Below are 25,557 nucleotides of genomic sequence, written 5' to 3' on the forward strand. Positions count from 1 at the left end.
TGAGTAAAATTGCTGACAGAGGTGGAAAATGACTCAATCGAACGGTCGTAAAATGAGCAACAATCGCTATCCGGACGAGTTTCGGGAGAATGCTCTGCTACTTGCTCAGCGGATTGGCGTAGCCAAAGCAGCCAGTGAGTTGAATCTTCACGAATCGCAGCTTTATGCCTGGCGTAAAAAACAGCAAATGGCGCTATCCTGCTCCGAACGTGAACAGCAGCAATCTGTTGAAATTGTAAGGCTTAAACGTCAACTGGCTGATCAGGCTGAGGAGTTAGCCATCCTCCAAAAGGCCGCGACGTACTTCGCCAGACGCCTGAAGTGAGGTACGTCTTTATGCAACAATATAGCTAAACGACTTAATTTTGATTACATTATTTAAATGAGCTATTCAATTGATTTTAGACGTAAAGTGATATCTACACGGAAAAACGAAGGGTTGAGTATCCGAGAAACAGCGAAGCAATTTCGGATTGGCCCTGCCTCTGTATCGCGTTGGATTAATCAAATAGAGTCAAAAGCATCGACCACGCGTCAGCGAAAGATCGATAAATCCGAGTTGATAAAAGATGTTGAACAATATCCAGATGCTTACCAAAAAGAACGTGCAGAGCGTTTTGGCGTTTGTCAGAAGGCCATTTGGCAAGCGCTTAAAAAGCTGGGATTGACCTATAAAAAAAACTCTACGTCATCCGAAAGCCGACGAAAACGCCCGGCAGGGATTTCAACAAAAAAAACAACAGTATGAAAAAGAAGGTAAACCTATTGTTTTTATTGATGAAAGTGGTTTTTCACACGATGCCCCACGGACTCACGGCTATTCCCCAAAAGGTCAACGGTGTTTTGGCCTGAAGAACTGGGGAGCTAGGGGAAGAACAAATGTTATCGGCGCTTTATTAGGCACAACGCTGTTTGCTATCGGATTATTTGATATCAATATTAACAGCGATGTTTTCTATGCCTGGGTCACACAAGTCCTTATCCCAGTACTCCCTAAAAACAGTGTAATCATGATGGACAATGCCACTTTTCACAAAAAACATAATATTCAACAAGTCATCATCGATGCAGGGTATATGGTGGAGTATTTGCCTACATATTCGCCAGATCTTAACCCAATTGAGCATAAATGGGCACAAGCAAAAAGCAAAAAAAGAGAGATGGGTTGCGATACAGAGAGTTTGTTCTCAGTCCATATGGTGTAATCAAAATTAAGTCGCTTGGCTATACAGCAGGATTTCACAGCATCAGCCCCGAACCAGAAATGGGTCGGTGACATCACTTACTTATGGACGGAAGCGGGTTGGGTTTATCTGGCTGTAATAATTGATTTATTTTCACGAGCCGTTGTGGGATGGTCAATGTCGGTAAGGATGAAGTCGGGCCTGGTCTGCGATGCCCTGCAGATGGCCCTGAGCCGACGGGGTTCCCCAGAGGGCGTCATCGTCCACTCGGATCGTGGCAGTCAGTACTGTTCTGATGATTATCAGAAGTTAATTAAAATCAGTAAATTAACATGTAGCATGAGTGGAAAAGGCAACTGTTATGATAACGCGTGTGCTGAAAGTTTTTTTCACAGTTTGAAGGTGGAGCTGATCCACGGCGAACACTTTCCTGACCGGGAAACCATGAAATCTGAGGTGTTTAACTACATTGAGGTGGATTACAATCAGAAACGGCGGCATAGCACGCTGGGCTATGTCAGCCCGATGGTATTTGAACGACAAGTCCTCTCTTAAGGGCGTGTCCACCAAGTCTGGGCCAGATCACCTTGAGTAGGCCTGATTCACCCAGAAGCTCCTGAGGGGAGTGGCAATCCTGAAGCAGTTGGTCAATAAGTTCTTTGCTGATAGGCATTTTTTGTCCTCTGAAGGTTTTCCTCAAAATGCCATTTACACAGATCTTTTTACACTCTCGCTTCAGATGGACGCTCACAACTTTATCGTGATGCTTATCGCCGTCGCAACGTTGTAGAAAGATGTTTTGGCCGTTTAAAGGAATATAGACGGATTGCCACACGTTATGAAAAAACGGCAAGAAACTATCTAGCAATGGTGAAACTGGGCTGCATCCGCTTGTTTTACGCCCGGTTACGTAATTAAGGGACACAGCCTAATGCTATTGATCGTCGGCGTGATGTCATTGGGACGACTGGCCGATTTCAACACTCAGATAGACCGGATTGTGTCCAGTGGCTATCCGCTCACGGTAAAGGGAAACCAACTGATTGGTGAACTTAATGGTTATGCACTTAGAGCCTATCCCAAAAGGAATTGTCAGTTAATAAGTAATGGCAATTTCTGAGGGAAGTATGGCAAGCAATAAGTCGCAGATCAGCGATGAACTCTGGGGGGAAATGGTTCCGTTGCTCCCGGAACACAAAACCCACCATCCGCTGGGTACGCATCGCAGGCGGGTTGATAATCGTGCCGCAATGAACGCCATTCTCTTTGTGCTCAGAACGGGTTGCCAGTGGAATGCCCTGAATGCCACCGGGATATGCTCGTCAAGCTCCGCTCACCGCCGCTTCCAGGAGTGGCGGGATGCAGGAGTTTTTGAACGGTTCTGGCAGAACGGGTTGCTGGCCTGCGAGCAGCTGGATGCTATCGACTGGTCATGGCTGTCGATGGATGGTTGTATGACGAAGTCACCGCTGGCAGGCTCAAAAAAACAGGACGGAATCCCACAGACCGGGGGAAACAGGGTGTAAAGCGTAGCCTGATGACCGATGCGAACGGGCTTCCCCTCTCTCTGGTTGTCTCAGGGGCAAATACCCACGACATAAAGCTGGTTGCTGATACTCTCGACGCCCTTCAGACGGGCAGACGCGGCAGAAAGCTCCGCCTCTGTCTGGACAAAGGCTATGAAGCCGGATGGCTGGAGGCCTGTCTGAAAAGTCGTCGTTACGAACCTCATATCCAGTCAAGGAAAGAGGAGTCGGAAGCCATCAAAAACACGGATTTTAAAGCTCACCGCTGGGTAGTGGAGAGAACGCACAGCTGGATGAATCGCTTTCGTCGGGTTCTGACTCGCTGGGAGAAGAAAGTCGAAAATTATGAGGCGATGCTGCATTTTACCTGCGGCATCATTGTCTGGAATAAAATCCTATTGGGATAGCTTCTTAGCCAACAGCGCGTATTGTTGACGACATCAGAATAGAATATCAAAAAAGAGATGGAGTCGATGAAACAGCGCACTGTCACTGTTTCCGCGTTGATGGAAGAATTACGTAAATCCGCCAATGACACGCGCTCACAAGCGATATTACAAGACATTAATCAGGCGCGTGGGGATTTTCATACCTCTAGCACCAAGTTCGCTGGATATATCAATGCCGGTGATACCGCTGCCGCGCTCAATGAGTTTATGACGGCAACCGAGAAAAGTATTCAGGCTTACAAAGCCGCCATTAGCGCGTTTATTGACCACCGTGATGACCAGATGTCGGTCTCGCAGCAGCAGGTGGCGCAAAGCTATATAGCTAAACGACTTAATTTTGATTACATTATTTAAATGAGCTATTCAATTGATTTTAGACGTAAAGTGATATCTACACGGAAAAACGAAGGGTTGAGTATCCGAGAAACAGCGAAGCAATTTCGGATTGGCCCTGCCTCTGTATCGCGTTGGATTAATCAAATAGAGTCAAAAGCATCGACCACGCGTCAGCGAAAGATCGATAAATCCGAGTTGATAAAAGATGTTGAACAATATCCAGATGCTTACCAAAAAGAACGTGCAGAGCGTTTTGGCGTTTGTCAGAAGGCCATTTGGCAAGCGCTTAAAAAGCTGGGATTGACCTATAAAAAAAACTCTACGTCATCCGAAAGCCGACGAAAACGCCCGGCAGGGATTTCAACAAAAAAAACAACAGTATGAAAAAGAAGGTAAACCTATTGTTTTTATTGATGAAAGTGGTTTTTCACACGATGCCCCACGGACTCACGGCTATTCCCCAAAAGGTCAACGGTGTTTTGGCCTGAAGAACTGGGGAGCTAGGGGAAGAACAAATGTTATCGGCGCTTTATTAGGCACAACGCTGTTTGCTATCGGATTATTTGATATCAATATTAACAGCGATGTTTTCTATGCCTGGGTCACACAAGTCCTTATCCCAGTACTCCCTAAAAACAGTGTAATCATGATGGACAATGCCACTTTTCACAAAAAACATAATATTCAACAAGTCATCATCGATGCAGGGTATATGGTGGAGTATTTGCCTACATATTCGCCAGATCTTAACCCAATTGAGCATAAATGGGCACAAGCAAAAAGCAAAAAAAGAGAGATGGGTTGCGATACAGAGAGTTTGTTCTCAGTCCATATGGTGTAATCAAAATTAAGTCGCTTGGCTATACCAACACCCGACTGTTGCTGGTGGGGATGATCCTTGCAGCCATTCTGGTCAGCGTGATCGTAGCTGCCGCTATCACTCGCAGTGTCACGCATCCACTTAATGATGCATTCTCTATTGCCTAGCGTGTTTCGACCGGGGATCTCACCTCGGATATTCTTGTCACGCGCAAGGATGAAACCGGTTTATTGCTACAGGCGTTAAGGAATATGAATGACAGCCTGCGCCATATTGTCAGCCAGGTGCGTGATGGTGCGGAAAGCATATCCAGTGCCGCAGGCCAGATCGCCGCAGGCAATCAGGATTTGTCAGCCCGTACCGAAAAGCAGGCGAGCTCGCTGGAGCAGACGGCATCCTCGATGGAGCAATTAACGGCAACCATTAAAAACACCGCAGATAATACGACGGAAGCGACACAGCTTGCCGCGCAGGGGTCACAAACGGTACGCGAGAGCGGTGAGTTGATGAATGACGTCACCACCGAAATGCGTGGCATTCGTGAATCCTCTCAGCGGATGGCGGAAATTATCGGCGTGATCGACAGCATTGCTTTTCAAACCAATATTCTCGCGCTGAATGCGGCCGTTGAAGCGGCGCGTGCCGGTGAGCAGGGGCGCGGTTTTGCCGTGGTAGCAAGCGAGGTCCGCGCGTTGGCACAGCGTAGCGCGACGGCGGCGAAAGAAATTAAAGAGCTGATTGATGGCTCTGTTGAAAAGGTGCTCCAGGGTATGGTACTGGTGGAGAAAACCGCCGTTTCCATGCAGACGCTGGTGACTAACGTTGAGGGAGTTAACGGCATTAAGCGTGTTGCTTAATAGTGAAATAAGGGTGTTTCGGTGATTGAAGTAAATTTTACGCTGTTCTGAGATGGAAATTCCAAAGACCGGCGCTAAGGAGTAAGAAGGTATCATCAATAAAGGGTCTACGATTCCGTAAAATTTGGGTCATGCAACCGAGGCGCTTGATACCCGCGATGGCGTGTTCAACTGTAATACGGATGGAGTCTGTAAAGAATTTTGTGTAAATGGCTCCATTGCTTAACCGGAGATTCGTTCTCCATACATCAACATGAATTGGCTCATAGCAGGTTTCCAGTCTCTGATTGGCAAGGTCCATTTAGCAGAGATATTATGCAAGGCTAGATAGAGTAATTTTATCACCGAGTCATCCGTTGGAAATATTCGTCGCGTTTTCCTTATCTTGCGCAATGAAGCATTTAACGACTCTATCGCGTTGGTGGTGTAGATAACCTTGCGGATCTCCGGCGGAAAGTCAAAAATGACGATGAGACGTTCCCAATTATTTCTCCACGACGGGCTGATCGTCGGGAACTGTTCATCCCATTTGGCCGCGAAGGCATCCAGGGCCTCTTCAGCGCCCTCTAGCGTTGCGGAACTATAGATGGTGCGCAGGTCAGCAGCAACGGCCTTACGCTCTTTCCAGCCGACGTAGCGCAGCGAGTTCCGCACCTGATGCACAATGCAGAGCTGTACCCGCGTATGCGGGTAAACAGCTTCAATGGCATCAGGAAAGCCTTTCAGGCCATCGCAGCAGGCGACGAAGATGTCCTTTAGCCCACGATTTTTCAGTTCTGTCATCACAGATAACCAGAACTTGGCCCCCTCAGTTTTGGCTATCCATAGCCCCAGCAGCTCTTTTTCGCGCTGGCCGTTGACGCCGAGGGCCAGATAAACAGACTTGTTGGCCACGGCTCCGCCGTCCTGGCTTTTGACAACAATACAGTCAAGGTAAACAATGGGATAAAGCGCATCCAGCGGCCGTTGCTGCCAGCGCTTAACTTCATCCATCACAGCATTGGTCACTTGAGAAATGAAGCCAGCGGAAACATCGACCCCGTAGACTTCTTTAAAGTGTGCCTGAATATCACGGGTTGATAACCCTCTGGAATAGAGAGAAATAATGCGGTCATCGAAGCCGTTAAGCTGTTTTTCGTGCTTACCGATCAGTGTCGGCTCGAAGGTACTGTTGCGGTCGCGCGGAATATCGAGCTCGATCTCCCCATTTTGGCTACGTACGCTCTTGGATGTCTTGCCATTGCGTGAGTTGCCTGAATGATTACCAGCCGGGTCATGCTTAGCATACCCAAGGTGCATCTCCATCTCAGCTTCAAGAACCCGTTCCGCCAGTCTTTTAGTCAGCACCTTGAGTAGGCCTGATTCACCCAGCAGATCCTGAGGGGAGTGACAATCTTGAAGCAGTTGGTCAATAAGTTCGTTGCTGATAGGCATTTTGTTATCCTTTGAAGGTTTTCCTCAAAATGCCATTTACACAGATTATTTTACAGTCTCTACGGATGCCCGAGATTATTTTATTTTCTTGTTTTTGTTCAGGCGATAAAGGTCTTTTTCGAGTTCCTTTTTTTGGGATTTGTGTATTAGGATGCTGTTTATCTATACCTTGAAAACCGGTATCTGCCCAGATGGTTACCCCAGGAGGAATATGGCGAATTATATCGACTTTATCGAGTAAGCGTTTATCGTGACGGCGCCCATTTTTGCTCATGGGGATAAATCCAATTTGCCTTGTTTCGTCAGTCATAATAAGCCCTTTTCGAGTGGTCTGTCTTTTCTTTCCCGAATACATTTTTTTTCGCCGACGCAGATTCTTAGGCTTTTGGACAGGTCGCTCTGTCCCATCAATAAAGACGTCTTTAACTCCAGGAAAGGCGCGAAAAAATTCCTCAGCAGAGCGAATTTGACGAGCGGGCAAAACACATTCTCGCCCCAAGGTCATCTCTAAAACCGGCAATAATATTTTTACCCAGCGACATACCCGTGTTCTATCTAAACCAAAAAGAAGTCCTTGCAAATCATAGGTCGGATAACATTTTAAATACAATAAAATAAAAAGCAGTTTATCTAATGGGGTTGGGATAAATCCTTTCTGCCCTGCACCCATCTGCCGCTCGTGATCTTTTCGATTCTTTTTCCGATAAATCAAATAACAAGCTGAAAATTCAGCGGCTAAATTTTTCAATTCTTCGACTGATAATCCAATGATTGCTTTACATAAACGATTATCTCGTAACAACCGCTCTTTGTTGATCATTTCAAACCTTTATTCTCTAAGTTAAACCTCTTTTTATTCTCAATAGCCTGACAAAAAATGCAAGTCTCTATTCAGCAACTAGTTTATTGTCACGGAGATTGCTCAGGCAAGCCGTGAGCAGAGCGATGGGGTTAATCAGGTCAACCTGGCTGTGGGGCAGATAGACACCACGACCCAGCAAAATGCAGCGCTGGTAGAAGAATCAGCGGCGGCGGCATTGTCGTTACAAGAGCAAGCCCAGGCGCTGACCAGTACGGTCAGCATTTTTAAACTGGGCAGCTATCACGAAGGCCCTGTAGCGCATCAAGAGACGCTACGCATGGGCTTTGTTGAATAATTTAAGATACTGATTTATATAAGCATTATAAAATTTCAACGACTAATTTTTCCTCTCGGAATGCTTTTTATTGTGCTAACTATTTGATTTGTCGTTCTAACAAAATACATTCTCTGTAAATGCATTCTAACTAAAGAAGATGTAAATCAAACGGTTAAATTATTCAACAAAGCCCTACGCATGTTGCCCGGTGCATAAGAACATTGCGGCTCTGTACCTCTGTCAGCGCCGCAATGCCCCCCTCAGCGAACCGTCACTGTGGTGCGTGTGGCAGCGCGTCGGCGTTTTGTAGCGCTTGATGGCGTCGCCACCGCACGATATCTATCAGCAAGAACATCAGCAAGCTAACGCCCATGACGGGCAAACTCCCGCCCAGTAACAGTGCGAGGCAGCCGACAAGTAGGCGTACCGCGAGCGGCAACGTGGTGAAGGCGGCGAAAAGCGTGTTAGCCGGATGAGGTTGGCCGCCAGGGCGCTGTCGACGTAGCCACCACAGACGATATCCCCATACTATCAGGGCGCAAAGCCCCAATCCGAACGCGGCCAGAATCAGTTGATTGGGCAACCCGAACAAGACACCCATATGGGCATCTACGCCCCAGCGCGTCAGTTTTGCTGCAACAGGATAATCTGCAAATCTGACGTAATCGACCACAGCACCGCTGTCAGGATTGATGGCGACAATATCAGCCTGGGTCGGCCACCTTCGCTCAATTTCCGTCACGGTCCAGGCATTATGTGCGCTTTTTGCCGGCCGGATCTCCAGTTTATTGGCGCTGATCCCCGCGCGTCGTGCTATCGCCAATACGCTATCGACATTATCTAACACCAAGGGGGGCGAGGCGTGATGAGCCATGGCCGCACCGTGGTGTTTGGCATGTGCATCCTGTACTGCGGTGGCTGAATGGGGTCCGAGCGCAGTGTTCAGGGTTGGCGTTTGCCAACCTAATGCGTTGCGCCATACGCCAATATTATAGCCAAGCGACATTATTTTGATAACAGCCAGCTATGCTTCTTTGCCGCATATCAGGGCATAGGATGTAATCATTTTTAAGTCGGTTGGCTATATTGCCTGCCCATTGTGACCAGGTCAGCCCGGTGGCGGAGAAAAATAGCATCCCGATGAGTAACGTTAGCCCCAACGTGCTGTGTATGGCGCGCAAGCGGGCAGTGGGCGGCAATTTACGGCGGGGAGCGGTTCGTGCAGGCTTACGCGTTCTCCACCACAGATAAACGCCGCCGAGTGCGGCGATCCACAGCCAGGATGCCGCCAGTTCACTATAGAGACGGCCAATGGAACCGAGGAATAGCCCCTGATGCAAACGATCGAGCCAGGTTCGCAAAGGCAATATTCCTGATGTGCCATACACCGTGAGCTGGCCCTGTATGGCCAGTGTACTTGGATTAACAAACACGGCGAGGTATTCAGAAGGGGAGGCGCCAGGGAATCGAAATAGCACACGACTGGTGTCGCGCGGTGTGGGCGCAGGACGTATGGCCAGCCATTGGGCTGAGGGGTGATCATCCAGTACGGCCTGAGCGGCGGCTATCTGTGCGGCGAGCGACTGTGCTGCGCCGGGCATATCAACATGCAACTGTTGCGTATAAAGACGTTCTTCAATCTGCGGTGTCAGCACGTACAGCGTACCGGTGAGCGCAGCAACAAAGATAAACTACCCAATGAACAGACCAATGTAGAAATGCAAGCGTAATATCAGCGCCATTACCGCCGCAGAGAGGGACTTTTTGTCGGCGTTTACGGTATCCATAGCATGGGAGCCCTTGTCATCGTAACAAGAAGAAAATAAAGGAAAAGACGACATCGTCTTGTGACGGGACGTTATCCAATATCAAATTTTTGTGCTTAGGGGTGTGTTATATGACTGTCGGCGGTGCGCGAGGTGATTGGATGCGATAACACGCGGTGACAATTTTGTGCCGTGGACGTGGTTCATTCACCTTGGACTGCGTGACAAATCGCGGATCGAGAGGCGACGAGTTATCAGGAAACAGCGCAGGGTGATGGAATAAAAGCCCACAGTAACCACAGGCGTCGTGGCCCATTGTTACGCCGGGTGACAGTGGTAACGGTGTTGCCGGTTTACCGTGAGAATGATGGTGCTTAGTATGAGTGGGCGGAGTATAATCATGCCGCATTAACGCCTGTGAAACGATGGGCGCGATGAAAATCATCAGCAACGCGAAGAGGCTTAGCGTGGTGGCAATTTTGTTATGGCGCAATGCGTTCATGTGAGAATCAGTAAGTGTCGATGCAATTAGGTGGACAGGCTTGAATATGTCATCCTACTGTACCTGATTTAACGCAATTTTGTTACCAATCGGTGTTATTCGTGTTGCGCCCGAGTTTTTTAATGCAGAAGCGTGCAACGGTTCGGATTATTCTTGAAAGTTGCATGCGCGTAAACGTCGTGGCCGCCGTGTTAACAAAAGAACCAGGTATTCTCTGCAATTACAGAATAAATAGGGTGTTTTGCTAACAGTGCAACAGGTAGAATTGTCGATAAGCAGTACACCGCTGGCATAAATAACCCTAAGGGGTTTCCAACGGTTGACCGGTGACGGAATATCCTCGCTAATTTTCGATTTTTTACAGAAATTTATCGGGGTTACAGTTTGCGTTGTTTAAACGCTGACCTATCATGATGAACTGGGCTTTTATCAAGTTGTCGGAAGGTTAACTTATCCATTAATATGGATTTTAGTTGATTTAAGCACACGAACAGGGGGAGCTGTGCTGGTTAATAATTTTGGGGTTGAACGTCGAGTAGCGAATCTGCGCTGGTTGTCCGCAGCGATTGTGTTGTCTTTCACTGCGTTGCCTGCCTGGGCATTCTCGCTGGATGATGTGGCGGCGCAAGCTGAAAAACTAGCAGCGAAAGGCTATGAAGCGCCGAAGAGCAATCTTCCCGCCCAGTTCCGTGATATGAAATTTGCTGATTATCAGCAGATTCGGTTTAATCAGGAGAAGTCATACTGGAATAACCTCCAAACGCCGTTTCGCATTCAGTTCTATCACCAGGGCATGTATTTCGACACCCCGGTGAGAATCAATGAAGTGACGGCCACTGAGGTTAACGAGATCGCCTATTCGCCGGAATATTTTAATTTCGGTACGGTGAATCACGATGCAGAGACCGTGAAAAATCTCGGTTTTGCAGGTTTCAAAATCCTGTATCCCATAAACAAGCTTGGCAAGGATGACGAAATTGTCAGCATGCTGGGTGCCAGCTATTTCCGTGTGATCGGTAAAGGGCAGACTTACGGTCTTTCTGCGCGCGGTTTGGCTATTGACACGGCATTGCCCTCTGGGGAAGAGTTCCCACGCTTCCGCGAGTTTTGGATCGAACGTCCAAAACCCAATGACAAGCACCTTTTGGTCTATGCGCTGCTCGATTCACCGCGTGCTACGGGCGCATACCGTTTCGTCATTTATCCAGGTCGCGACAGCGTGGTTGATGTTCAGGCCAAAGTATTCCTGCGCGCTCGCGTTGGTAAACTGGGGCTGGCACCGTTAACCAGTATGTTCCTGTTTGGGCCGAACCAGCCTTCTCCAACCTTGAACTACCGTGGGGCGCTGCATGACTCTAACGGCTTATCTATCCATGCGGGCAACGGTGAGTGGATCTGGCGTCCGCTGAATAACCCGAAACACCTGTCGGTCAGCACCTATTCGATTGAAAATCCGAAAGGCTTCGGTTTGCTGCAACGCGGGCGTGACTTCTCCAACTACGAAGATCTGGATGACCGTTACGATCTGCGCCCAAGCGGCTGGGTTGAAACCAAGGGCGAGTGGGGCAAAGGGAAAGTTGAACTGGTTGAAATTCCGACCGCCGATGAAACCAACGACAACATCGTTGCGTTCTGGACGCCGGAAGCACTGCCTGAAATCGGTCAGCCGCTGGAAGTGGGTTACCGTTTGCACTTTACACTTGACGAAGAACAATTGCATTCACCTGAATTGGCCTACGTTCAGCGCACCATGCGTTCCACTGGGGATGTGAAACAGTCTAACCTGATTCGCCAACCGGATGGCACCGTTGCGTTCCTGGTCGATTTTGCCGGCCCGATGATGAAAGAGATGGAAGAGGCGACGCCTTTGACCTCTCAGGTTAGCATCGGCGACAACGGTGAAATCGTTGAGAACAATGTTCGCTATAATCCGGTAACGCGCGGCTGGCGTTTAACTCTGCGTCTGCGTGTGAAAGATCCTAAACAGCCAACCGAGCTGCGTGCAGCGTTGGTGAACGGCGAAACGCTGTTATCGGAAACCTGGAGCTATCAGCTACCTGCCAATGAATAAGCTAATCTCGAGCCCTGATTATATCGGGAAATTGCCTCTGTCCGCGCAAGCGGCGGAGGCGTTGCAGCATGCGTTGCCTCAGGCTGAGCGTGAAAGTATCTCGGCCATACATCGGGCGCTGTCGCAGGGTGAGTCCCCTGCGACGCTGTTGACGGAAGAGGATTCACCGCTGCAATCCGTTAAGGCGCGTCTGGATGCCGCCTGGCCCGACACGGCAACGGCGGTTAAACCGGTAGATGTTGACAAAGAAGGGCGAGCCGCATTACAGGCTATGCCCACCATCAAACGTGCGTCGATGTTTCCTGATATGTGGCTCACTAACCCGCTGGTACGCTGGTGGGAAAGTATGCTTGGGCGCTCCCCGGCACCGAGTCGTCCTCATGCCAGTCCGGAAGAGAAGATTGCCGAGAACCGTTGGAGAATGGTGGGGACGCTGCGCCGTTACACCCTGCTTATCTTGACACTGTTCCAAACAGCCATCGCCACCTGGTACATGAAGACCATTTTGCCTTATCAGGGATGGGCGCTGATCGATCCGTTCGCAATGGTGAATCAGCCTTTACTGCGTTCCTTTATGCAGGTTCTGCCTTATGTCCTGCAAAGTGGCATTCTGGTGTTGTTTGCCGTGCTGTTCTGTTGGGTCTCTGCCGGTTTTTGGACTGCGCTGATGGGCTTTTTACAACTGCTGATCGGCAAGGACAAATACAGTATCTCGTCAACGACGGTAGGGGATGAGCCTCTCAATCCCGCGCACAGAACGGCGTTGATCATGCCTATCTGTAACGAAGACGTTGAGCGCGTGTTTGCCGGGTTACGGGCGACCTACGAATCTGTAGCGGCTACCGGGCAGCTCGATCACTTCGATCTGTATGTATTGAGTGACAGTAACGACCCGGACAAATGTGTCGCAGAGCAGAAAGCCTGGATGGATCTGTGCCGTGAAGTGGACGGGTTTGGCCGTATCTTCTATCGCCGCCGCCGCCGTCGCGTGAAACGCAAGAGCGGTAACATCGATGATTTCTGCCGCCGTTGGGGCAGCCAATATAGCTACATGGTGATATTGGATGCCGACAGCGTGATGAGTGGTGAATGTCTGACGCAATTGGTGCGTCTGATGGAAGCCAATCCCAATGCGGGGATTATCCAGTCCTCTCCCAAAGCGTCGGGCATGGATACCCTGTATGCGCGCTGTCAGCAGTTTGCCACACGCGTGTATGGGCCGTTGTTCACCGCAGGTCTGCACTTCTGGCAACTGGGTGAGTCGCACTATTGGGGCCATAACGCCATCATCCGCGTGAAGCCGTTTATCGAGCACTGTGCGCTGGCACCGTTGCCGGGTGAAGGTTCTTTTGCGGGCGCGATTTTGTCCCACGACTTTGTTGAAGCTGCGCTGATGCGCCGTGCGGGCTGGGGGGTGTGGATCGCCTACGATCTGCCCGGTTCCTATGAGGAACTGCCACCTAACTTGCTCGATGAGCTTAAACGCGATCGTCGCTGGTGCCACGGTAACCTGATGAACTTCAGATTGTTCCTGGTGAAAGGGATGCACCCGGTTCACCGTGCCGTGTTCCTGACTGGGGTGATGTCTTACCTTTCCGCGCCGCTGTGGTTTATGTTCCTGGCACTGTCAACCGCACTGCAAGTGGTGCATACGCTGATGGAGCCGCAATACTTCCTTCAACCGCGTCAGCTTTTCCCCGTGTGGCCGCAGTGGCGTCCTGAATTGGCGATAGCCTTGTTCTCGACCACGTTGGTGCTGTTGTTCCTGCCAAAATTGCTGAGTGTGATTCTGGTATGGGCAAAGGGGGCGAAGCCTTACGGAGGCGCAGTACGCGTTTTCCTGTCACTATTGCTGGAGATGCTGTTTTCGGTATTGCTGGCCCCGGTGCGTATGCTGTTCCATACCGTTTTCGTGGTCAGTGCCTTCCTGGGATGGTCCGTGCAGTGGAAATCACCGCAGCGTGATGATGACGCCACGCCGTGGAGCGAGGCCTTTACTCGTCACGGCTCTCAACTGGTGTTGGGGCTGGTCTGGGCGATTGGTATGGCCTGGTTGGATTTGCGCTTTCTGTGGTGGCTGTCGCCGATCGTTTTCTCGCTGATCCTCTCGCCTTTTGTGTCGGTGATGTCAAGCCGCGCGTCGATCGGGTTGGCCTGCAAACGTGCCAATCTCCTGTTGATTCCGGAAGAGTACGATCCTCCGCGCGAGCTGGTGGCGACGGACACCTATTTCCGCGCCAACCGTGCCCGCAAATTGGAAAATGGTTTCGTGCAGGCCGTGTTCGATCCTTCGCTCAATGCGTTGGCGAGTGCAATGGCAACGGCGCGTCATGGTTTCAGCCGTGCGGTAGAACAGGGCCGGGTTCAGCGCGTGACGGATGCGCTGAAACAGGATCTGGAGGCACTCAGTGACAATCAGCGTCTGGTGCTGTTAAGCGACCCCGTTACGATTTCCCGTTTGCATTATGCGGTGTGGCACGATCCGCAGCAGTTTGCCAGTTGGCATCAGCGTTATCGCGCGTTGGAGTCCTGACGGTTATACCGTAACAGTGTGCTTCATCCATAAAAAAACAGCGGCTTTGCCGCTGTTTTTTTATGGCACTGTCGGTCACGAATGACGATTTAGTACAGAGCAGGTTCGCCTTCCGGACGCGTTTTAAAGCGTCGATGTAACCACATATATTGATCGGGCGCCAGTAGCACATTCTGTTCCACCAGCGCGTTCATCCAGGTAGCCGTTGTGGCTTCGTCGTCTAGCGGTACGCTGAGTTCGGCAGGTTGGATGATCAATTCATAGCCTTTCCCTCCCTCACGCCGGCGAGCGACAAACGGCACAATGGCGGGTTTGGCCACTTTTGCCAACAAATAGCTCCCGCTGGTGGTTGCTGCATTTTCCATAGCAAAGAAAGGAACAAACACGCTGCTGCGTGGGCCATAGTCATGGTCGGGGGCATACCAAATAATTTCCCCCTGTTTGAGCGCCCGAATCATGCCCTTGAGATCTTTGCGGTCCAGCATGGTTTTGTTGGAGCGCATACGGCCCCAGGTTTGCAACCAATCAATCAGTTTATTGTCATTAGGCCGATAAACGCCGATCCCCGGGTTATGCATGCCAAAAATGCGAGCCCCCAGTTCCAGAGTAAGAAAATGCAAGCCAATCAACAGTACGCCACGTTTTTCGGCACGTAGCGGTTGCAGATGCTCAAGGCCTGTGACGGTAAACCAGCGAGCGATACGCCAGTCGGGCCAAAACCAGGCCATGCCGGTTTCTAATAGTCCCATGCCTACGGATTCGAAGTTTTTACGCACCAACGCGGCGCGTGCTTGTTCTGTCATCTCGGGAAAACAGAGTGCCAGATTGCGCTCGGCAATGTGCACACGGTGCTTCATTACGTGCATGGCGATACGGCCTAGCACGGTGCCGAGACGATAGATAACCGGGTAAGGCTGTAGCACGACAAGATAGAGTATGGCGATCCCCAGCCAGGTCAGCCAGTAACGAGGGTGCAATAATGAACGGGTGAATGATGGGAGTTGTGTCATGAGTTCCAGTATCAAAAAATGCAGGCGCAGTCATCCGCGCTTGTCGTTAAAAGAAATCAGTCACACCAAGGTGATAGTGTTTAATGTAGTGCGGTGCATCAACTATCGTAATGATGATGCAGTAAAGCGTTCCAAAGCAGGAAGACTAACCCTGCGTAAGGCTATGTGGAATACGCTAAAAATCAATATCCGTCTTTTATCTTAGCATCGACGAATAATGATGTTTAACCTTTGGTGGGATACCCGTGCGAAGAGACCCCCTCCCGTTTACGGCGGGAAGGGGAGATTGCTCAATGCTGGAACAGATTTTTTATGTGATGTGGTTCACTACGCCAGAATTGCGGTGGCGTTGATACTTGTGCGCCCAAACGAGCGGCGGCGTGCCATGGCCAACGCGGGTTATAGAGCACGGCACGCGCAATGCCGATGGCATCTGCCTGACCCGTTGCCACAATTCCTTCAGCCTGCTCGGCTTCAGTGATGAGCCCAACCGCGATGGTGGTGATCCCCACCTCGCGCTTGATGCGCTCAGCATAAGAGACCTGATAATTGGGGCCCGGCTGAATACGCTGTGCCGGAGAGAGACCACCGCTTGAGACATGCATAAAATCGCAGCCAGCAGCATGCAGCGCGTGGCTGAGCGCAACAGACTGCTCGAGATCCCATCCGCCTTCCACACCATCGGTAGCCGAAATGCGCACGCCAACGGCTTTGTGTGCGGGGACAACCTCACGTACCGCGCGGAACACCTCAAGTACCAGACGCATACGGCTATTCAAATCCCCGCCGTAGCTATCGTCACGCGCATTCGACAACGGTGACAGAAATTGATGCAGCAAATAGCCGTGTGCGGCATGAATTTCGAACACATCAAAACCAATGTGATCGGCGCGCTGCGCGGCAGTGGCAAATGCCGTGACGACATCCGCGATCTGCTGCGTCGTCATGGCTGTGGGTGGCGCGTCATTGTCATCGTAAGGCAGGGCTGAAGGGGCAACAGGTTGCCAGCCCCCTTGCTGTTCACTCACGCGGGCCCGGCCTTGCCACGGCACTGCGGCGGATGCTTTGCGTCCGGCGTGGCCCAACTGGATACCAAGCGGCATAGCGGAGTAGGCCTTAACGGCGTTGACTGCCGTGGCGAGCGCCTGCTCGGTTTCATCATTCCACAGGCCCAGGTCCTGAGGGGATATACGGCCTTCAGGCACAACCGCAGTTGCTTCAATGATCAGCAATCCGGCACCAGAATGGGACAGGTTACCTAAATGCATGGTATGCCAGGGCGTAGCCAAACCGTTCTGGGCCGCATACTGACACATGGGGGCAATGATAATGCGGTTGTAACGGGGCCTAGCGCGAGTGGGGTAAATAGCCGACTCATGGTGGTTTATATGAACGCATCCCGTTTGCAAAGCATTCGTGGTGTTGACATTGACGGTAGGTTGCAGCTCTATATTCGGCCTTGTTGCAGCCGCTGCTGCGGGCCTCGATGAGATTCGCTGACTCACACCTCATTCTCCTGGCGAGCTTTAAGCTCAACACACCATTCAGGTTTAGTGAGGCTTTGTTGAATAATTTAACCGTTTGATTTACATCTTCTTTAGTTAGAATGCATTTACAGAGAATGTATTTACAGAGAATGTATTTACAGAGAATGTATTTTGTTAGAACGACAAATCAAATAGTTAGCACAATAAAAAGCATTCCGAGAGGAAAAATTAGTCGTTGAAATTTTATAATGCTTATATAAATCAGTATCTTAAATTATTCAACAAAGCCGTTTAGTGAGTCACGGTCTTACCTGTTGTAGTGGTCAACTAAATTTGGCCACCCTACCTGACTGTTGATGGAACAGCCGTTCTGATTCATTTGGTGTTAACCCACCGTTATATAGCCAAGCGACTTAATTTTGATTACACCATATGGACTGAGAACAAACTCTCTGTATCGCAACCCATCTCTCTTTTTTTGCTTTTTGCTTGTGCCCATTTATGCTCAATTGGGTTAAGATCTGGCGAATATGTAGGCAAATACTCCACCATATACCCTGCATCGATGATGACTTGTTGAATATTATGTTTTTTGTGAAAAGTGGCATTGTCCATCATGATTACACTGTTTTTAGGGAGTACTGGGATAAGGACTTGTGTGACCCAGGCATAGAAAACATCGCTGTTAATATTGATATCAAATAATCCGATAGCAAACAGCGTTGTGCCTAATAAAGCGCCGATAACATTTGTTCTTCCCCTAGCTCCCCAGTTCTTCAGGCCAAAACACCGTTGACCTTTTGGGGAATAGCCGTGAGTCCGTGGGGCATCGTGTGAAAAACCACTTTCATCAATAAAAACAATAGGTTTACCTTCTTTTTCATACTGTTGTTTTTTTTGTTGAAATCCCTGCCGGGCGTTTTCGTCGGCTTTCGGATGACGTAGAGTTTTTTTTATAGGTCAATCCCAGCTTTTTAAGCGCTTGCCAAATGGCCTTCTGACAAACGCCAAAACGCTCTGCACGTTCTTTTTGGTAAGCATCTGGATATTGTTCAACATCTTTTATCAACTCGGATTTATCGATCTTTCGCTGACGCGTGGTCGATGCTTTTGACTCTATTTGATTAATCCAACGCGATACAGAGGCAGGGCCAATCCGAAATTGCTTCGCTGTTTCTCGGATACTCAACCCTTCGTTTTTCCGTGTAGATATCACTTTACGTCTAAAATCAATTGAATAGCTCATTTAAATAATGTAATCAAAATTAAGTCGTTTAGCTATAATTGCCGCGATCGGCTATAATCCCGCGCGTTACGCACATGTCGCCGTAACGTTATAATCTGGTTAACCCTCGCTGAAGACAGGAACGTACACCATGCCAGTGTTACACAACCGTGTTTACAATGAGGAACTGAAAGCGCGTATGCTTGCGGAAACCGAGCCGCGCACCACAGTTTCCTTTTATCAATATTTCGTGCTTGATGATGCACAAGCGTTTCGCGATAACCTTTACGTGAAATTTCTTCAATGTCAGGTGTTTGGCCGTGTCTATGTGGCGGCTGAAGGTATCAATGCGCAGGTGAGTGTGCCTGCCAGTCGCTTCGACGACTTTAAGGCGGCGTTGTTCGGCGCGCATCCGGCGCTGGATCGTATCCGGCTGAATGTGGCACTGGATGATGACGGGAAATCCTTTTGGTTGCTGCGCATGAAAGTGCGCGATCGCATTGTCGCGGATGGCATCGATGATCCAACCTTTAACCCCAGTGATGTTGGCACCTATCTGAAAGCCCAGGCGGTTAACGCCATGGCGGACGATCCCGACACGCTGTTTGTCGATATGCGCAATCATTACGAATATGAAGTGGGGCATTTTGAAAATGCCCTTGAAGTACCTTCCGATACTTTCCGTGAGCAATTGCCTATGGCCGCAGAAATGTTGGCTGATGCGCGGGACAAAAATATCGTGATGTATTGCACCGGCGGCATTCGCTGTGAAAAGGCCAGTGCCTATATGCGCCATCAGGGGTTCAAAAACGTTTACCATGTGGAAGGCGGCATTATTGAATATACCCGTCAGGCCAAGGCCCAGGGCTTACCGGTAAAATTCATCGGTAAAAACTTTGTCTTCGATGAGCGCATGGGAGAACGTATCACCGAGGATGTTATCGCCCACTGCCATCAATGTGGTGAACCGTGCGATACCCATACCAACTGCCGCAATCCAGGGTGTCACTTATTGTTCATTCAGTGCTCCCGCTGTCAGGCTGCCTATCAGGGCTGTTGTAGTGACGACTGTCAGCGCGAACTGGCGTTGCCGCTGGAAGAGCAGCGTGAGCGGCGTCGCGGACGGGAAACCAGCATGAAGATTTTTAATAAATCACGCGATCGGCTCAGAGGAGCGTTGCGTATCCCGGCTCCTGATGAAAACGGCAGTAGTGAACAGTGACAGCGTATTCTTGGCGCAACTAATCGGGAAACTTAAGCCCGCTGAATATCACGAAACCGCCATCAGGCGGTTTCGTCAAGGGATAATCGATTACTGTGAAATCGTGGGACTAGTGTTTAAGTAGATCTTGTGGCTGAAAATCTGTCGACTCAATTTTAGCGATACCGGCTTCAAGAATATAAATAAGTTGCCTTGCTACATCGGTAGTAAGCCATAAGGTTCGGCCTACGTTTGCATCTGCGGGAGCCTGGTCTGGGGTGGTTAAATAATGCAAGCGGATCATCATGGCGTCATAACTGTCAACGGTGCTGATATCCCATCCTACAAGAGGATGTGTCTGAATAACTTCATTTTTTCTGTCCATATATACCCCTTATTTACTAGTTACTAACATGAGTGACTAACGAGGCTTGGGCGGCTCCTTATTGACAAGAGCAACTTAAGTATACTGTGACTTTTGTACAGCAGGTGAGTTATTTTAACTCTTTTTGCAAAGAAAAATTTCTGGATATGATATTCCCAGATTTCAAAGGGATATCAATCAAGCGAGCGCAAAACAGATTAGGCTGTGTCCCTTAATTGCTTGAGCTATAGTATCCATCTGTTTCTAAGACACTTTGGATTATGGCTCGCTACGATCTTTCTGATGAAGCATGGGCAATCATTGAGCCCTTGTTACCAACCGTTTTGACATCTCCGCAGGCATGCCGGCCATGGGCAGAACATCGCAAAATCGTCAACGGCATGTTCTGGATACTGTGTTCAGGTGCCCCATGGCGTGATTTACCTGAACGTTACGGCCCATGGAAAACCGTTTATAACCGTTTCAATAGATGGTCAAAGTCTGGAGTTATTAACATTATTTTTAATAGGTTACTTTCATTTCTTGATGCTCATGCCCCATTCCCACTCGAAACGCAACAAAGTGACCCACTTGCCAGAGTCGGATAAAATCACCGTTCTGGCCATACTGGAGAGCCTGTTGCATGCAGGGAAAACATCTGACTCAGAAAGAACGGTTCTACATCGAAAAGCGGCGTGGTGAAGGTGTCAACCAAGCTACCATCGCCAGAGAGCTTGCTCTGCCTCGCTCGACCATCAGCAGGGAACTCAGACGCAATACCGACCCTACTTTCAATGGTGTCTACTGCTGTAGAAGGGCGGACACTCTGGCCCGGGAACGCCGTCATAAGCCTCTGCCAAACAATAAACTAGTTGCTGAATAGAGACTTGCATTTTTTGTCAGGCTATTGAGAATAAAAAGAGGTTTAACTTAGAGAATAAAGGTTTGAAATGATCAACAAAGAGCGGTTGTTACGAGATAATCGTTTATGTAAAGCAATCATTGGATTATCAGTCGAAGAATTGAAAAATTTAGCCGCTGAATTTTCAGCTTGTTATTTGATTTATCGGAAAAAGAATCGAAAAGATCACGAGCGGCAGATGGGTGCAGGGCAGAAAGGATTTATCCCAACCCCATTAGATAAACTGCTTTTTATTTTATTGTATTTAAAATGTTATCCGACCTATGATTTGCAAGGACTTCTTTTTGGTTTAGATAGAACACGGGTATGTCGCTGGGTAAAAATATTATTGCCGGTTTTAGAGATGACCTTGGGGCGAGAATGTGTTTTGCCCGCTCGTCAAATTCGCTCTGCTGAGGAATTTTTTCGCGCCTTTCCTGGAGTTAAAGACGTCTTTATTGATGGGACAGAGCGACCTGTCCAAAAGCCTAAGAATCTGCGTCGGCGAAAAAAAATGTATTCGGGAAAGAAAAGACAGACCACTCGAAAAGGGCTTATTATGACTGACGAAACAAGGCAAATTGGATTTATCCCCATGAGCAAAAATGGGCGCCGTCACGATAAACGCTTACTCGATAAAGTCGATATAATTCGCCATATTCCTCCTGAGGTAACCATCTGGGCAGATACCGGTTTTCAATGTATAGATAAACAGCATCCTAATACACAAATCCCAAAAAAAGGAACTCGAAAAAGACCTTTATCGCCTGAACAAAAACAAGAAAATAAAATAATCTCGGGCATCCGTATTACAGTTGAACACGCCATCGCGGGTATCAAGCGCCTCGGTTGCATGACCCAAATTTTACGGAATCGTAGACCCTTTATTGATGATACCTTCTTACTCCTTAGCGCCGGTCTTTGGAATTTCCATCTCAGAACAGCATAAAATTTACTTCAATCACCGAAACACCCTTATTTCACTATTAAGCAACACGCTTAATGCTTTTTACCCGTTGGAGCCACACATTCAGAACTTCATCAGGCAGGCGCTTTCCACTCACTCTTCACCTGAAATTATAGCTAAACGACTTAATTTTGATTACATTATTTAAATGAGCTATTCAATTGATTTTAGACGTAAAGTGATATCTACACGGAAAAACGAAGGGTTGAGTATCCGAGAAACAGCGAAGCAATTTCGGATTGGCCCTGCCTCTGTATCGCGTTGGATTAATCAAATAGAGTCAAAAGCATCGACCACGCGTCAGCGAAAGATCGATAAATCCGAGTTGATAAAAGATGTTGAACAATATCCAGATGCTTACCAAAAAGAACGTGCAGAGCGTTTTGGCGTTTGTCAGAAGGCCATTTGGCAAGCGCTTAAAAAGCTGGGATTGACCTATAAAAAAAACTCTACGTCATCCGAAAGCCGACGAAAACGCCCGGCAGGGATTTCAACAAAAAAAACAACAGTATGAAAAAGAAGGTAAACCTATTGTTTTTATTGATGAAAGTGGTTTTTCACACGATGCCCCACGGACTCACGGCTATTCCCCAAAAGGTCAACGGTGTTTTGGCCTGAAGAACTGGGGAGCTAGGGGAAGAACAAATGTTATCGGCGCTTTATTAGGCACAACGCTGTTTGCTATCGGATTATTTGATATCAATATTAACAGCGATGTTTTCTATGCCTGGGTCACACAAGTCCTTATCCCAGTACTCCCTAAAAACAGTGTAATCATGATGGACAATGCCACTTTTCACAAAAAACATAATATTCAACAAGTCATCATCGATGCAGGGTATATGGTGGAGTATTTGCCTACATATTCGCCAGATCTTAACCCAATTGAGCATAAATGGGCACAAGCAAAAAGCAAAAAAAGAGAGATGGGTTGCGATACAGAGAGTTTGTTCTCAGTCCATATGGTGTAATCAAAATTAAGTCGCTTGGCTATATCAGTGGCCGTTTGCACCTGGAATTCGGTATATCTGTCAACAAGAATACGCTATATCGCTATATCCTGCAGGAGAGACAGGCTGGCGGGGAGCTATATCAGCAACTTCCTCATCGGGGAAAACGTTACAGGTACAATGCCGAAAACCTCAAATCAGGCCCTATTCCCAACCGTGTTGGTATTGAGTATCGCCCAGCTCAAGCCGAGCTTAAACAGGAGCCTGGCCACTTCGAAATTGACACTATTTTTGGCAAAGACCAGAAGTCATTCTTGTTAACCATCGTAGATAAAGCATTGAAAACCGTCATCATTCGCAAACTGCCTAATAAGCGTGCGGAGACTGTGGTTGCTGCTTTCAGGGACATTGAAGCTAATACCTTTTGCAAGTTTAAGACCCTAACAGCTGATAACGGCCCTGAATTCGCTCTGCACGAGCAAATTACTCAAATCACAGGGGCGCAGGTCTACTTTGCCCATCCTTATCTCTCCTGGGAGAGGGGCTTGAATGAGCACACCAACGGGCTGATACGACGTTTTTACCCAAAGGGAACAGACTTCAGTCAGGTCAGTCATCGTAAGATTGCCGAACTCGAACACATACTCAATACAAGGGGCAGAAAATCGCTGGGCTATCGTTCCCCCAATGAGGTATTTTTAACGCACTTACTGGTGGCATAAGCCTCTACCGTTTTGTTGCGTTTCGAGTGGGAATGGGGCCATGGACTTGTTGACTGGTCAGCCATTGCGATGGATGGCAGCAATATCCGTGCGCTCAAATGTGCGGCTGGCGCTCAAAAAAACATCCCGATATTATAGCCAACCGACTTAAAAATGATTACATCCTATGCCCTGATATGCGGCAAAGAAGCATAGCTGGCTGTTATCAAAATAATGTCGCTTGGCTATACCAACGATAACAGCCTGGATCGCTCACGAGGTGGTTATGGCACCAAAATCCACATGGCGACTGACGGAAGCGGCATCCCGCTAAATATCGTACTGAGTGCTGGGCAGGCTCACGAAAGCCTGTTCGCGTTACGACTCCTGGACAGCATTGGCGTTCAACGGCAGAACGGTAGCATGAAGCGTCGTGGTCATGCGGTACTGGCTGACAATGCCTACTCTGGCAATGCACTCCGTAACAAGTTGAAAAGAAAAGGGATAAAAACGGTTATTACCCGAAAATCAAATGAAAAACTGGCTTCAGATGGACGCTCACAACTTTATCGGAGTCTGTAAAGAATTTCGTGTAAATGGCTCCATCGCTTAACCGGAAATCCGATCTCCATACATCAACATGAATTGGCTCATAGCCGGTTTCCAGTCTCTGATTGGTAGGGTCCATTTAGCCGAGATATTATGCAAGGCTAGATATAGCCAACCGACTTAAAAATGATTACATCCTATGCCCTGATATGCGGCAAAGAAGCATAGCTGGCTGTTATCAAAATAATGTCGCTTGGCTATAGAATAATTTTAGCACCGAGTCATCCGTTGGAAATATTCGTCGCGTTTTCGTTATCTTGCGCAATGACGCATTTAACGACTCTATCGCGTTGGTGGTGTAGATAACCTTGCGAATCTCCGGCGGAAAATCAAAAATGACGATGAGACGTTCCCAATTATTTCTCCACGATGGGCTGATCGTCGGGAACTGCTCATCCCATTTGGCCGCGAAGGCATCCAGGGCCTCTTCAGCGCCCTCTAGCGTTGCGGAACTATAGATAGTGCGGAGGTCAGCAGCAACGGCTTTACGCTCTTTCCAGCCGACGTAGCGCAGCGAGTTCCGCACCTGATGCACGATGCAGAGCTGTACCCGCGTATGCGGGTAAACAGCTTCAATGGCATCAGGAAAGCCCTTCAGGCCATCGCAGCAGGCGATGAAGATGTCCTGTAGCCCACGATTTTTCAGTTCTGTCATTACAGATAACCAGAACTTGGCCCCCTCGGTTTTGGCTATCCATAGCCCCAGCAGCTCTTTTTCTCCCTGGCCGTTGATGCCTAGAGCCAAGTAAACAGACTTGTTGGTCACGGCTCCGCCGTCCTGGCTTTTGACCACAATACAGTCAAGGTAAACAATGGGATAAAACGCATCCAGCGGCCGTTGCTGCCAGCGCTTAACGTCATCCATCACGGCATTGGTCACTTGAGAAATGAAGCCAGCGGAAACATCGACCCCGTAGACTTCTTTAAAGTGAGCCTGAATATCACGGGTTGATAGCCCTCTGGAATAGAGAGAAATAATGCGGTCATCGAAGCCGTTAAGCTGCTTTTCGTGCTTACCGATCAGTGTCGGCTCGAAGGTACTGTTGCGGTCGCGCGGAATATCGAGCTCGATCTCCCCATTTTGGCTACGTACGCTCTTGGATGTCTTGCCATTGCGGGAGTTGCCTGAATGATTACCAGCCGGGTCATGCTTAGCATACCCAAGGTGTATCTCCATCTCAGCTTGAAGAACCCGTTCTGCCAGTCTTTTAGTCAGCTCCTTGAGTAGGCCTGATTCACCCAGAAGCTCCTGAGGGGAGTGGCAATCCTGAAGCAGTTGGTCAATAAGTGCGTTGCTGATAGGCATTTTTTGTCCTCTGAAGGTTTTTCTCAAAATGCCATTTACACAGATCTTTTTACACTCTCTTTTGGTCTGCTCTGCGCGATGTTCGTTGTGTGATTCCAGTTTCAAATTATATAGCAACAGCTGTGCCGTTCTTTCATCCAGTGCGAATGCCAGGGAGGAAAACGCCAGTTCCAACGCATCAATCTTGTGCTGCTAGTCGCCAAACAGCGGGATGAAAAT

General features: G+C 48.7%; 26 protein-coding genes and 9 pseudogenes. 22 read left to right on the forward strand and 13 right to left on the reverse strand.

The genetic code is table 11. From position 1 onward, the window contains the following. Positions 1–28 precede the first annotated feature (28 nt). From ACQGXV_RS20990 to ACQGXV_RS21005, 4 genes and pseudogenes are all read left to right on the forward strand, one after another. A pseudogene (locus ACQGXV_RS20990) lies at positions 29–348 on the forward strand (transposase); the annotation flags it as partial. Between the two features lie 34 nt (positions 349–382). After that, positions 383–748, forward strand: a complete 366-nt coding sequence (locus ACQGXV_RS20995; protein WP_440862584.1) for an IS630 transposase-related protein — start codon at positions 383–385, stop codon at positions 746–748. Beyond that, entirely contained in the window at positions 672–1,205 is a 534-nt protein-coding gene (locus ACQGXV_RS21000) for an IS630 family transposase (protein WP_440862665.1), read from the forward strand. The genes ACQGXV_RS20995 and ACQGXV_RS21000 overlap by 77 nt, the downstream gene beginning before the upstream one ends. A 21-nt stretch (positions 1,206–1,226) precedes the next feature. Further along, positions 1,227–1,739, forward strand: a pseudogene (locus ACQGXV_RS21005) (IS3 family transposase); the annotation flags it as partial. On the opposite strand, the gene ACQGXV_RS21010 reads toward ACQGXV_RS21005, so the two are convergent. After that, positions 1,702–1,857 (reverse strand): hypothetical protein, encoded by a 156-nt coding sequence (locus ACQGXV_RS21010; protein WP_440862987.1) that lies wholly within the window; start codon positions 1,855–1,857, stop codon positions 1,702–1,704. The pseudogene ACQGXV_RS21005 and the gene ACQGXV_RS21010 overlap by 38 nt on opposite strands. Positions 1,858–1,907: 50 nt before the next feature. On the opposite strand from ACQGXV_RS21010, the pseudogene ACQGXV_RS21015 reads away from it, so the two are divergent. The 6 genes and pseudogenes from ACQGXV_RS21015 to ACQGXV_RS21040 all read left to right on the forward strand — a co-directional run. Next, positions 1,908–2,102: pseudogene (locus ACQGXV_RS21015) on the forward strand (transposase); the annotation flags it as partial. A 209-nt stretch (positions 2,103–2,311) separates the two neighbouring features. Then, positions 2,312–3,117, forward strand: a protein-coding gene (locus ACQGXV_RS21020; RefSeq protein WP_440862988.1) for an IS5 family transposase whose coding sequence is annotated in 2 segments (ribosomal slippage) — positions 2,312–2,662 and positions 2,665–3,117 — 804 coding nt in all. Because the reading frame shifts where the segments join, the coding sequence is not laid out codon by codon here. Between the two features lie 66 nt (positions 3,118–3,183). Further along, a complete protein-coding gene (locus ACQGXV_RS21025; protein ID WP_440862989.1) occupies positions 3,184–3,513 on the forward strand; it encodes an MCP four helix bundle domain-containing protein in 330 nt (109 codons plus the stop codon). Further along, positions 3,514–3,879, forward strand: coding sequence for an IS630 transposase-related protein (locus tag ACQGXV_RS21030; RefSeq protein WP_440862584.1), 366 nt, complete (start codon positions 3,514–3,516; stop codon positions 3,877–3,879). Further along, entirely contained in the window at positions 3,803–4,336 is a 534-nt protein-coding gene (locus tag ACQGXV_RS21035; protein WP_440862665.1) for an IS630 family transposase, read from the forward strand. Before ACQGXV_RS21030 ends, ACQGXV_RS21035 begins: the two co-directional genes overlap by 77 nt. Before the next feature lie 86 nt (positions 4,337–4,422). Then, positions 4,423–5,157, forward strand: a pseudogene (locus ACQGXV_RS21040) (methyl-accepting chemotaxis protein); the annotation flags it as partial. A gap of 52 nt (positions 5,158–5,209) precedes the next feature. Here the strand turns inward: ACQGXV_RS21040 and ACQGXV_RS21045 are convergent. From ACQGXV_RS21045 to ACQGXV_RS21055, 3 genes are read right to left on the reverse strand one after another with little or no spacing between them, the layout of a single operon-like run. Next, positions 5,210–5,473, reverse strand: a complete 264-nt coding sequence (locus ACQGXV_RS21045; RefSeq protein ID WP_440862990.1) for a hypothetical protein — start codon at positions 5,471–5,473, stop codon at positions 5,210–5,212. After that, positions 5,395–6,606 (reverse strand): IS256 family transposase, encoded by a 1,212-nt coding sequence (locus ACQGXV_RS21050; protein WP_440862991.1) that lies wholly within the window; start codon positions 6,604–6,606, stop codon positions 5,395–5,397. Before ACQGXV_RS21050 ends, ACQGXV_RS21045 begins: the two co-directional genes overlap by 79 nt. 4 nt (positions 6,607–6,610) lie before the next feature. Further along, complete coding sequence (locus tag ACQGXV_RS21055) at positions 6,611–7,426, reverse strand: transposase family protein (RefSeq protein WP_440862992.1); 816 nt, start codon at positions 7,424–7,426, stop codon at positions 6,611–6,613. Between the two features lie 85 nt (positions 7,427–7,511). Here ACQGXV_RS21055 and ACQGXV_RS21060 point away from each other — a divergent pair. Next, positions 7,512–7,763, forward strand: a pseudogene (locus tag ACQGXV_RS21060) (methyl-accepting chemotaxis protein); the annotation flags it as partial. 253 nt (positions 7,764–8,016) lie between these two features. Here ACQGXV_RS21060 and ACQGXV_RS21065 read toward each other — a convergent pair. From ACQGXV_RS21065 to ACQGXV_RS21075, 3 genes are all read right to left on the reverse strand, one after another. Continuing rightward, positions 8,017–8,751 carry a PepSY domain-containing protein gene (locus ACQGXV_RS21065; protein WP_440862993.1) on the reverse strand — a complete coding sequence of 245 codons (735 nt, stop codon included), beginning with the start codon at positions 8,749–8,751 and terminating at the stop codon, positions 8,017–8,019. Beyond that, complete coding sequence (locus tag ACQGXV_RS21070) at positions 8,735–9,400, reverse strand: PepSY-associated TM helix domain-containing protein (RefSeq protein WP_440862994.1); 666 nt, start codon at positions 9,398–9,400, stop codon at positions 8,735–8,737. The genes ACQGXV_RS21065 and ACQGXV_RS21070 overlap by 17 nt, the downstream gene beginning before the upstream one ends. A 238-nt stretch (positions 9,401–9,638) precedes the next feature. Further along, positions 9,639–10,013, reverse strand: coding sequence for a DUF2946 domain-containing protein (locus ACQGXV_RS21075; RefSeq protein ID WP_440862995.1), 375 nt, complete (start codon positions 10,011–10,013; stop codon positions 9,639–9,641). Positions 10,014–10,515: 502 nt separating this feature from the next. On the opposite strand from ACQGXV_RS21075, the gene ACQGXV_RS21080 reads away from it, so the two are divergent. Together ACQGXV_RS21080 and mdoH are read left to right on the forward strand one after the other, a co-directional pair. Continuing rightward, entirely contained in the window at positions 10,516–12,084 is a 1,569-nt protein-coding gene (locus ACQGXV_RS21080; RefSeq protein WP_440862996.1) for a glucan biosynthesis protein G, read from the forward strand. After that, positions 12,077–14,617, forward strand: coding sequence for a glucans biosynthesis glucosyltransferase MdoH (gene mdoH, locus ACQGXV_RS21085; RefSeq protein ID WP_440862997.1), 2,541 nt, complete (start codon positions 12,077–12,079; stop codon positions 14,615–14,617). Before ACQGXV_RS21080 ends, mdoH begins: the two co-directional genes overlap by 8 nt. An 89-nt stretch (positions 14,618–14,706) precedes the next feature. On the opposite strand, the gene ACQGXV_RS21090 is transcribed toward mdoH, so the two are convergent. From ACQGXV_RS21090 to ACQGXV_RS21105, 4 genes and pseudogenes are all read right to left on the reverse strand, one after another. Further along, complete coding sequence (locus ACQGXV_RS21090) at positions 14,707–15,627, reverse strand: Kdo(2)-lipid IV(A) acyltransferase (protein WP_440862998.1); 921 nt, start codon at positions 15,625–15,627, stop codon at positions 14,707–14,709. A 290-nt stretch (positions 15,628–15,917) separates the two neighbouring features. Continuing rightward, a pseudogene (locus tag ACQGXV_RS21095) lies at positions 15,918–17,005 on the reverse strand (NADH:flavin oxidoreductase/NADH oxidase). A gap of 532 nt (positions 17,006–17,537) precedes the next feature. Then, positions 17,538–18,071 carry an IS630 family transposase gene (locus ACQGXV_RS21100; protein WP_440862665.1) on the reverse strand — a complete coding sequence of 178 codons (534 nt, stop codon included), beginning with the start codon at positions 18,069–18,071 and terminating at the stop codon, positions 17,538–17,540. After that, positions 17,995–18,360 carry an IS630 transposase-related protein gene (locus ACQGXV_RS21105; RefSeq protein ID WP_440862584.1) on the reverse strand — a complete coding sequence of 122 codons (366 nt, stop codon included), beginning with the start codon at positions 18,358–18,360 and terminating at the stop codon, positions 17,995–17,997. The genes ACQGXV_RS21100 and ACQGXV_RS21105 overlap by 77 nt, the downstream gene beginning before the upstream one ends. A gap of 130 nt (positions 18,361–18,490) precedes the next feature. Between ACQGXV_RS21105 and trhO the strand changes: the two genes are divergently transcribed. Then, entirely contained in the window at positions 18,491–19,561 is a 1,071-nt protein-coding gene (trhO, locus tag ACQGXV_RS21110) for an oxygen-dependent tRNA uridine(34) hydroxylase TrhO (RefSeq protein ID WP_440862999.1), read from the forward strand. Between the two features lie 109 nt (positions 19,562–19,670). On the opposite strand, the gene bssS is transcribed toward trhO, so the two are convergent. Further along, positions 19,671–19,925 carry a biofilm formation regulator BssS gene (gene bssS, locus ACQGXV_RS21115; RefSeq protein ID WP_264624042.1) on the reverse strand — a complete coding sequence of 85 codons (255 nt, stop codon included), beginning with the start codon at positions 19,923–19,925 and terminating at the stop codon, positions 19,671–19,673. A 260-nt stretch (positions 19,926–20,185) separates the two neighbouring features. On the opposite strand from bssS, the pseudogene ACQGXV_RS21120 reads away from it, so the two are divergent. The 8 genes and pseudogenes from ACQGXV_RS21120 to ACQGXV_RS21155 all read left to right on the forward strand — a co-directional run. Beyond that, positions 20,186–20,458: pseudogene (locus ACQGXV_RS21120) on the forward strand (IS5 family transposase); the annotation flags it as partial. Positions 20,459–20,547: 89 nt separating this feature from the next. Next, the gene (locus ACQGXV_RS21125; protein ID WP_440863000.1) at positions 20,548–20,787 is read left to right on the forward strand and encodes a helix-turn-helix domain-containing protein; all 240 of its coding nucleotides are present in this window, start codon (positions 20,548–20,550) and stop codon (positions 20,785–20,787) included. Positions 20,788–20,854: 67 nt separating this feature from the next. Continuing rightward, on the forward strand, positions 20,855–21,754 hold the full coding sequence (locus ACQGXV_RS21130) for a transposase family protein (RefSeq protein WP_440863001.1): 900 nt from the start codon (positions 20,855–20,857) through the stop codon (positions 21,752–21,754). Then, positions 21,693–21,920 carry a hypothetical protein gene (locus ACQGXV_RS21135; RefSeq protein WP_440863002.1) on the forward strand — a complete coding sequence of 76 codons (228 nt, stop codon included), beginning with the start codon at positions 21,693–21,695 and terminating at the stop codon, positions 21,918–21,920. Before ACQGXV_RS21130 ends, ACQGXV_RS21135 begins: the two co-directional genes overlap by 62 nt. Continuing rightward, positions 21,921–22,286 carry an IS630 transposase-related protein gene (locus ACQGXV_RS21140; protein ID WP_440862584.1) on the forward strand — a complete coding sequence of 122 codons (366 nt, stop codon included), beginning with the start codon at positions 21,921–21,923 and terminating at the stop codon, positions 22,284–22,286. Further along, positions 22,210–22,743 (forward strand): IS630 family transposase, encoded by a 534-nt coding sequence (locus ACQGXV_RS21145; RefSeq protein ID WP_440862665.1) that lies wholly within the window; start codon positions 22,210–22,212, stop codon positions 22,741–22,743. Before ACQGXV_RS21140 ends, ACQGXV_RS21145 begins: the two co-directional genes overlap by 77 nt. Beyond that, positions 22,704–23,444 (forward strand): IS30 family transposase, encoded by a 741-nt coding sequence (locus tag ACQGXV_RS21150; RefSeq protein ID WP_440863003.1) that lies wholly within the window; start codon positions 22,704–22,706, stop codon positions 23,442–23,444. The genes ACQGXV_RS21145 and ACQGXV_RS21150 overlap by 40 nt, the downstream gene beginning before the upstream one ends. Positions 23,445–23,477: 33 nt before the next feature. Further along, positions 23,478–23,996, forward strand: a pseudogene (locus ACQGXV_RS21155) (hypothetical protein); the annotation flags it as partial. A 36-nt stretch (positions 23,997–24,032) separates the two neighbouring features. Here the strand turns inward: ACQGXV_RS21155 and ACQGXV_RS21160 are convergent. Then, a pseudogene (locus tag ACQGXV_RS21160) lies at positions 24,033–25,338 on the reverse strand (IS256 family transposase). Positions 25,339–25,557 lie beyond the last annotated feature (219 nt).

The organism is Symbiopectobacterium purcellii, from assembly GCF_052050035.1.
Taxonomy (GTDB): Bacteria; Pseudomonadota; Gammaproteobacteria; order Enterobacterales; family Enterobacteriaceae; genus Symbiopectobacterium; species Symbiopectobacterium purcellii_A.

What these genes read in the sequence shown, in the direction of transcription:
- trhO (WP_440862999.1), top strand. Translation starts at nt 18,491, where the DNA reads ATGCCAGTGTTACACAACCGTGTTTACAATGAGGAACTGAAAGCGCGT.
- ACQGXV_RS21055 (WP_440862992.1), bottom strand. Translation starts at nt 7,426, where the DNA reads ATGATCAACAAAGAGCGGTTGTTACGAGATAATCGTTTATGTAAAGCA.
- ACQGXV_RS21025 (WP_440862989.1), top strand. Translation starts at nt 3,184, where the DNA reads ATGAAACAGCGCACTGTCACTGTTTCCGCGTTGATGGAAGAATTACGT.
- ACQGXV_RS21050 (WP_440862991.1), bottom strand. Translation starts at nt 6,606, where the DNA reads ATGCCTATCAGCAACGAACTTATTGACCAACTGCTTCAAGATTGTCAC.
- ACQGXV_RS21125 (WP_440863000.1), top strand. Translation starts at nt 20,548, where the DNA reads ATGCAGGGAAAACATCTGACTCAGAAAGAACGGTTCTACATCGAAAAG.
- ACQGXV_RS21030 (WP_440862584.1), top strand. Translation starts at nt 3,514, where the DNA reads ATGAGCTATTCAATTGATTTTAGACGTAAAGTGATATCTACACGGAAA.
- ACQGXV_RS20995 (WP_440862584.1), top strand. Translation starts at nt 383, where the DNA reads ATGAGCTATTCAATTGATTTTAGACGTAAAGTGATATCTACACGGAAA.
- ACQGXV_RS21065 (WP_440862993.1), bottom strand. Translation starts at nt 8,751, where the DNA reads ATGTCGCTTGGCTATAATATTGGCGTATGGCGCAACGCATTAGGTTGG.
- ACQGXV_RS21010 (WP_440862987.1), bottom strand. Translation starts at nt 1,857, where the DNA reads ATGCCTATCAGCAAAGAACTTATTGACCAACTGCTTCAGGATTGCCAC.
- bssS (WP_264624042.1), bottom strand. Translation starts at nt 19,925, where the DNA reads ATGGACAGAAAAAATGAAGTTATTCAGACACATCCTCTTGTAGGATGG.
- mdoH (WP_440862997.1), top strand. Translation starts at nt 12,077, where the DNA reads ATGAATAAGCTAATCTCGAGCCCTGATTATATCGGGAAATTGCCTCTG.
- ACQGXV_RS21105 (WP_440862584.1), bottom strand. Translation starts at nt 18,360, where the DNA reads ATGAGCTATTCAATTGATTTTAGACGTAAAGTGATATCTACACGGAAA.
- ACQGXV_RS21045 (WP_440862990.1), bottom strand. Translation starts at nt 5,473, where the DNA reads ATGGACCTTGCCAATCAGAGACTGGAAACCTGCTATGAGCCAATTCAT.
- ACQGXV_RS21090 (WP_440862998.1), bottom strand. Translation starts at nt 15,627, where the DNA reads ATGACACAACTCCCATCATTCACCCGTTCATTATTGCACCCTCGTTAC.
- ACQGXV_RS21130 (WP_440863001.1), top strand. Translation starts at nt 20,855, where the DNA reads ATGATCAACAAAGAGCGGTTGTTACGAGATAATCGTTTATGTAAAGCA.
- ACQGXV_RS21075 (WP_440862995.1), bottom strand. Translation starts at nt 10,013, where the DNA reads ATGAACGCATTGCGCCATAACAAAATTGCCACCACGCTAAGCCTCTTC.
- ACQGXV_RS21140 (WP_440862584.1), top strand. Translation starts at nt 21,921, where the DNA reads ATGAGCTATTCAATTGATTTTAGACGTAAAGTGATATCTACACGGAAA.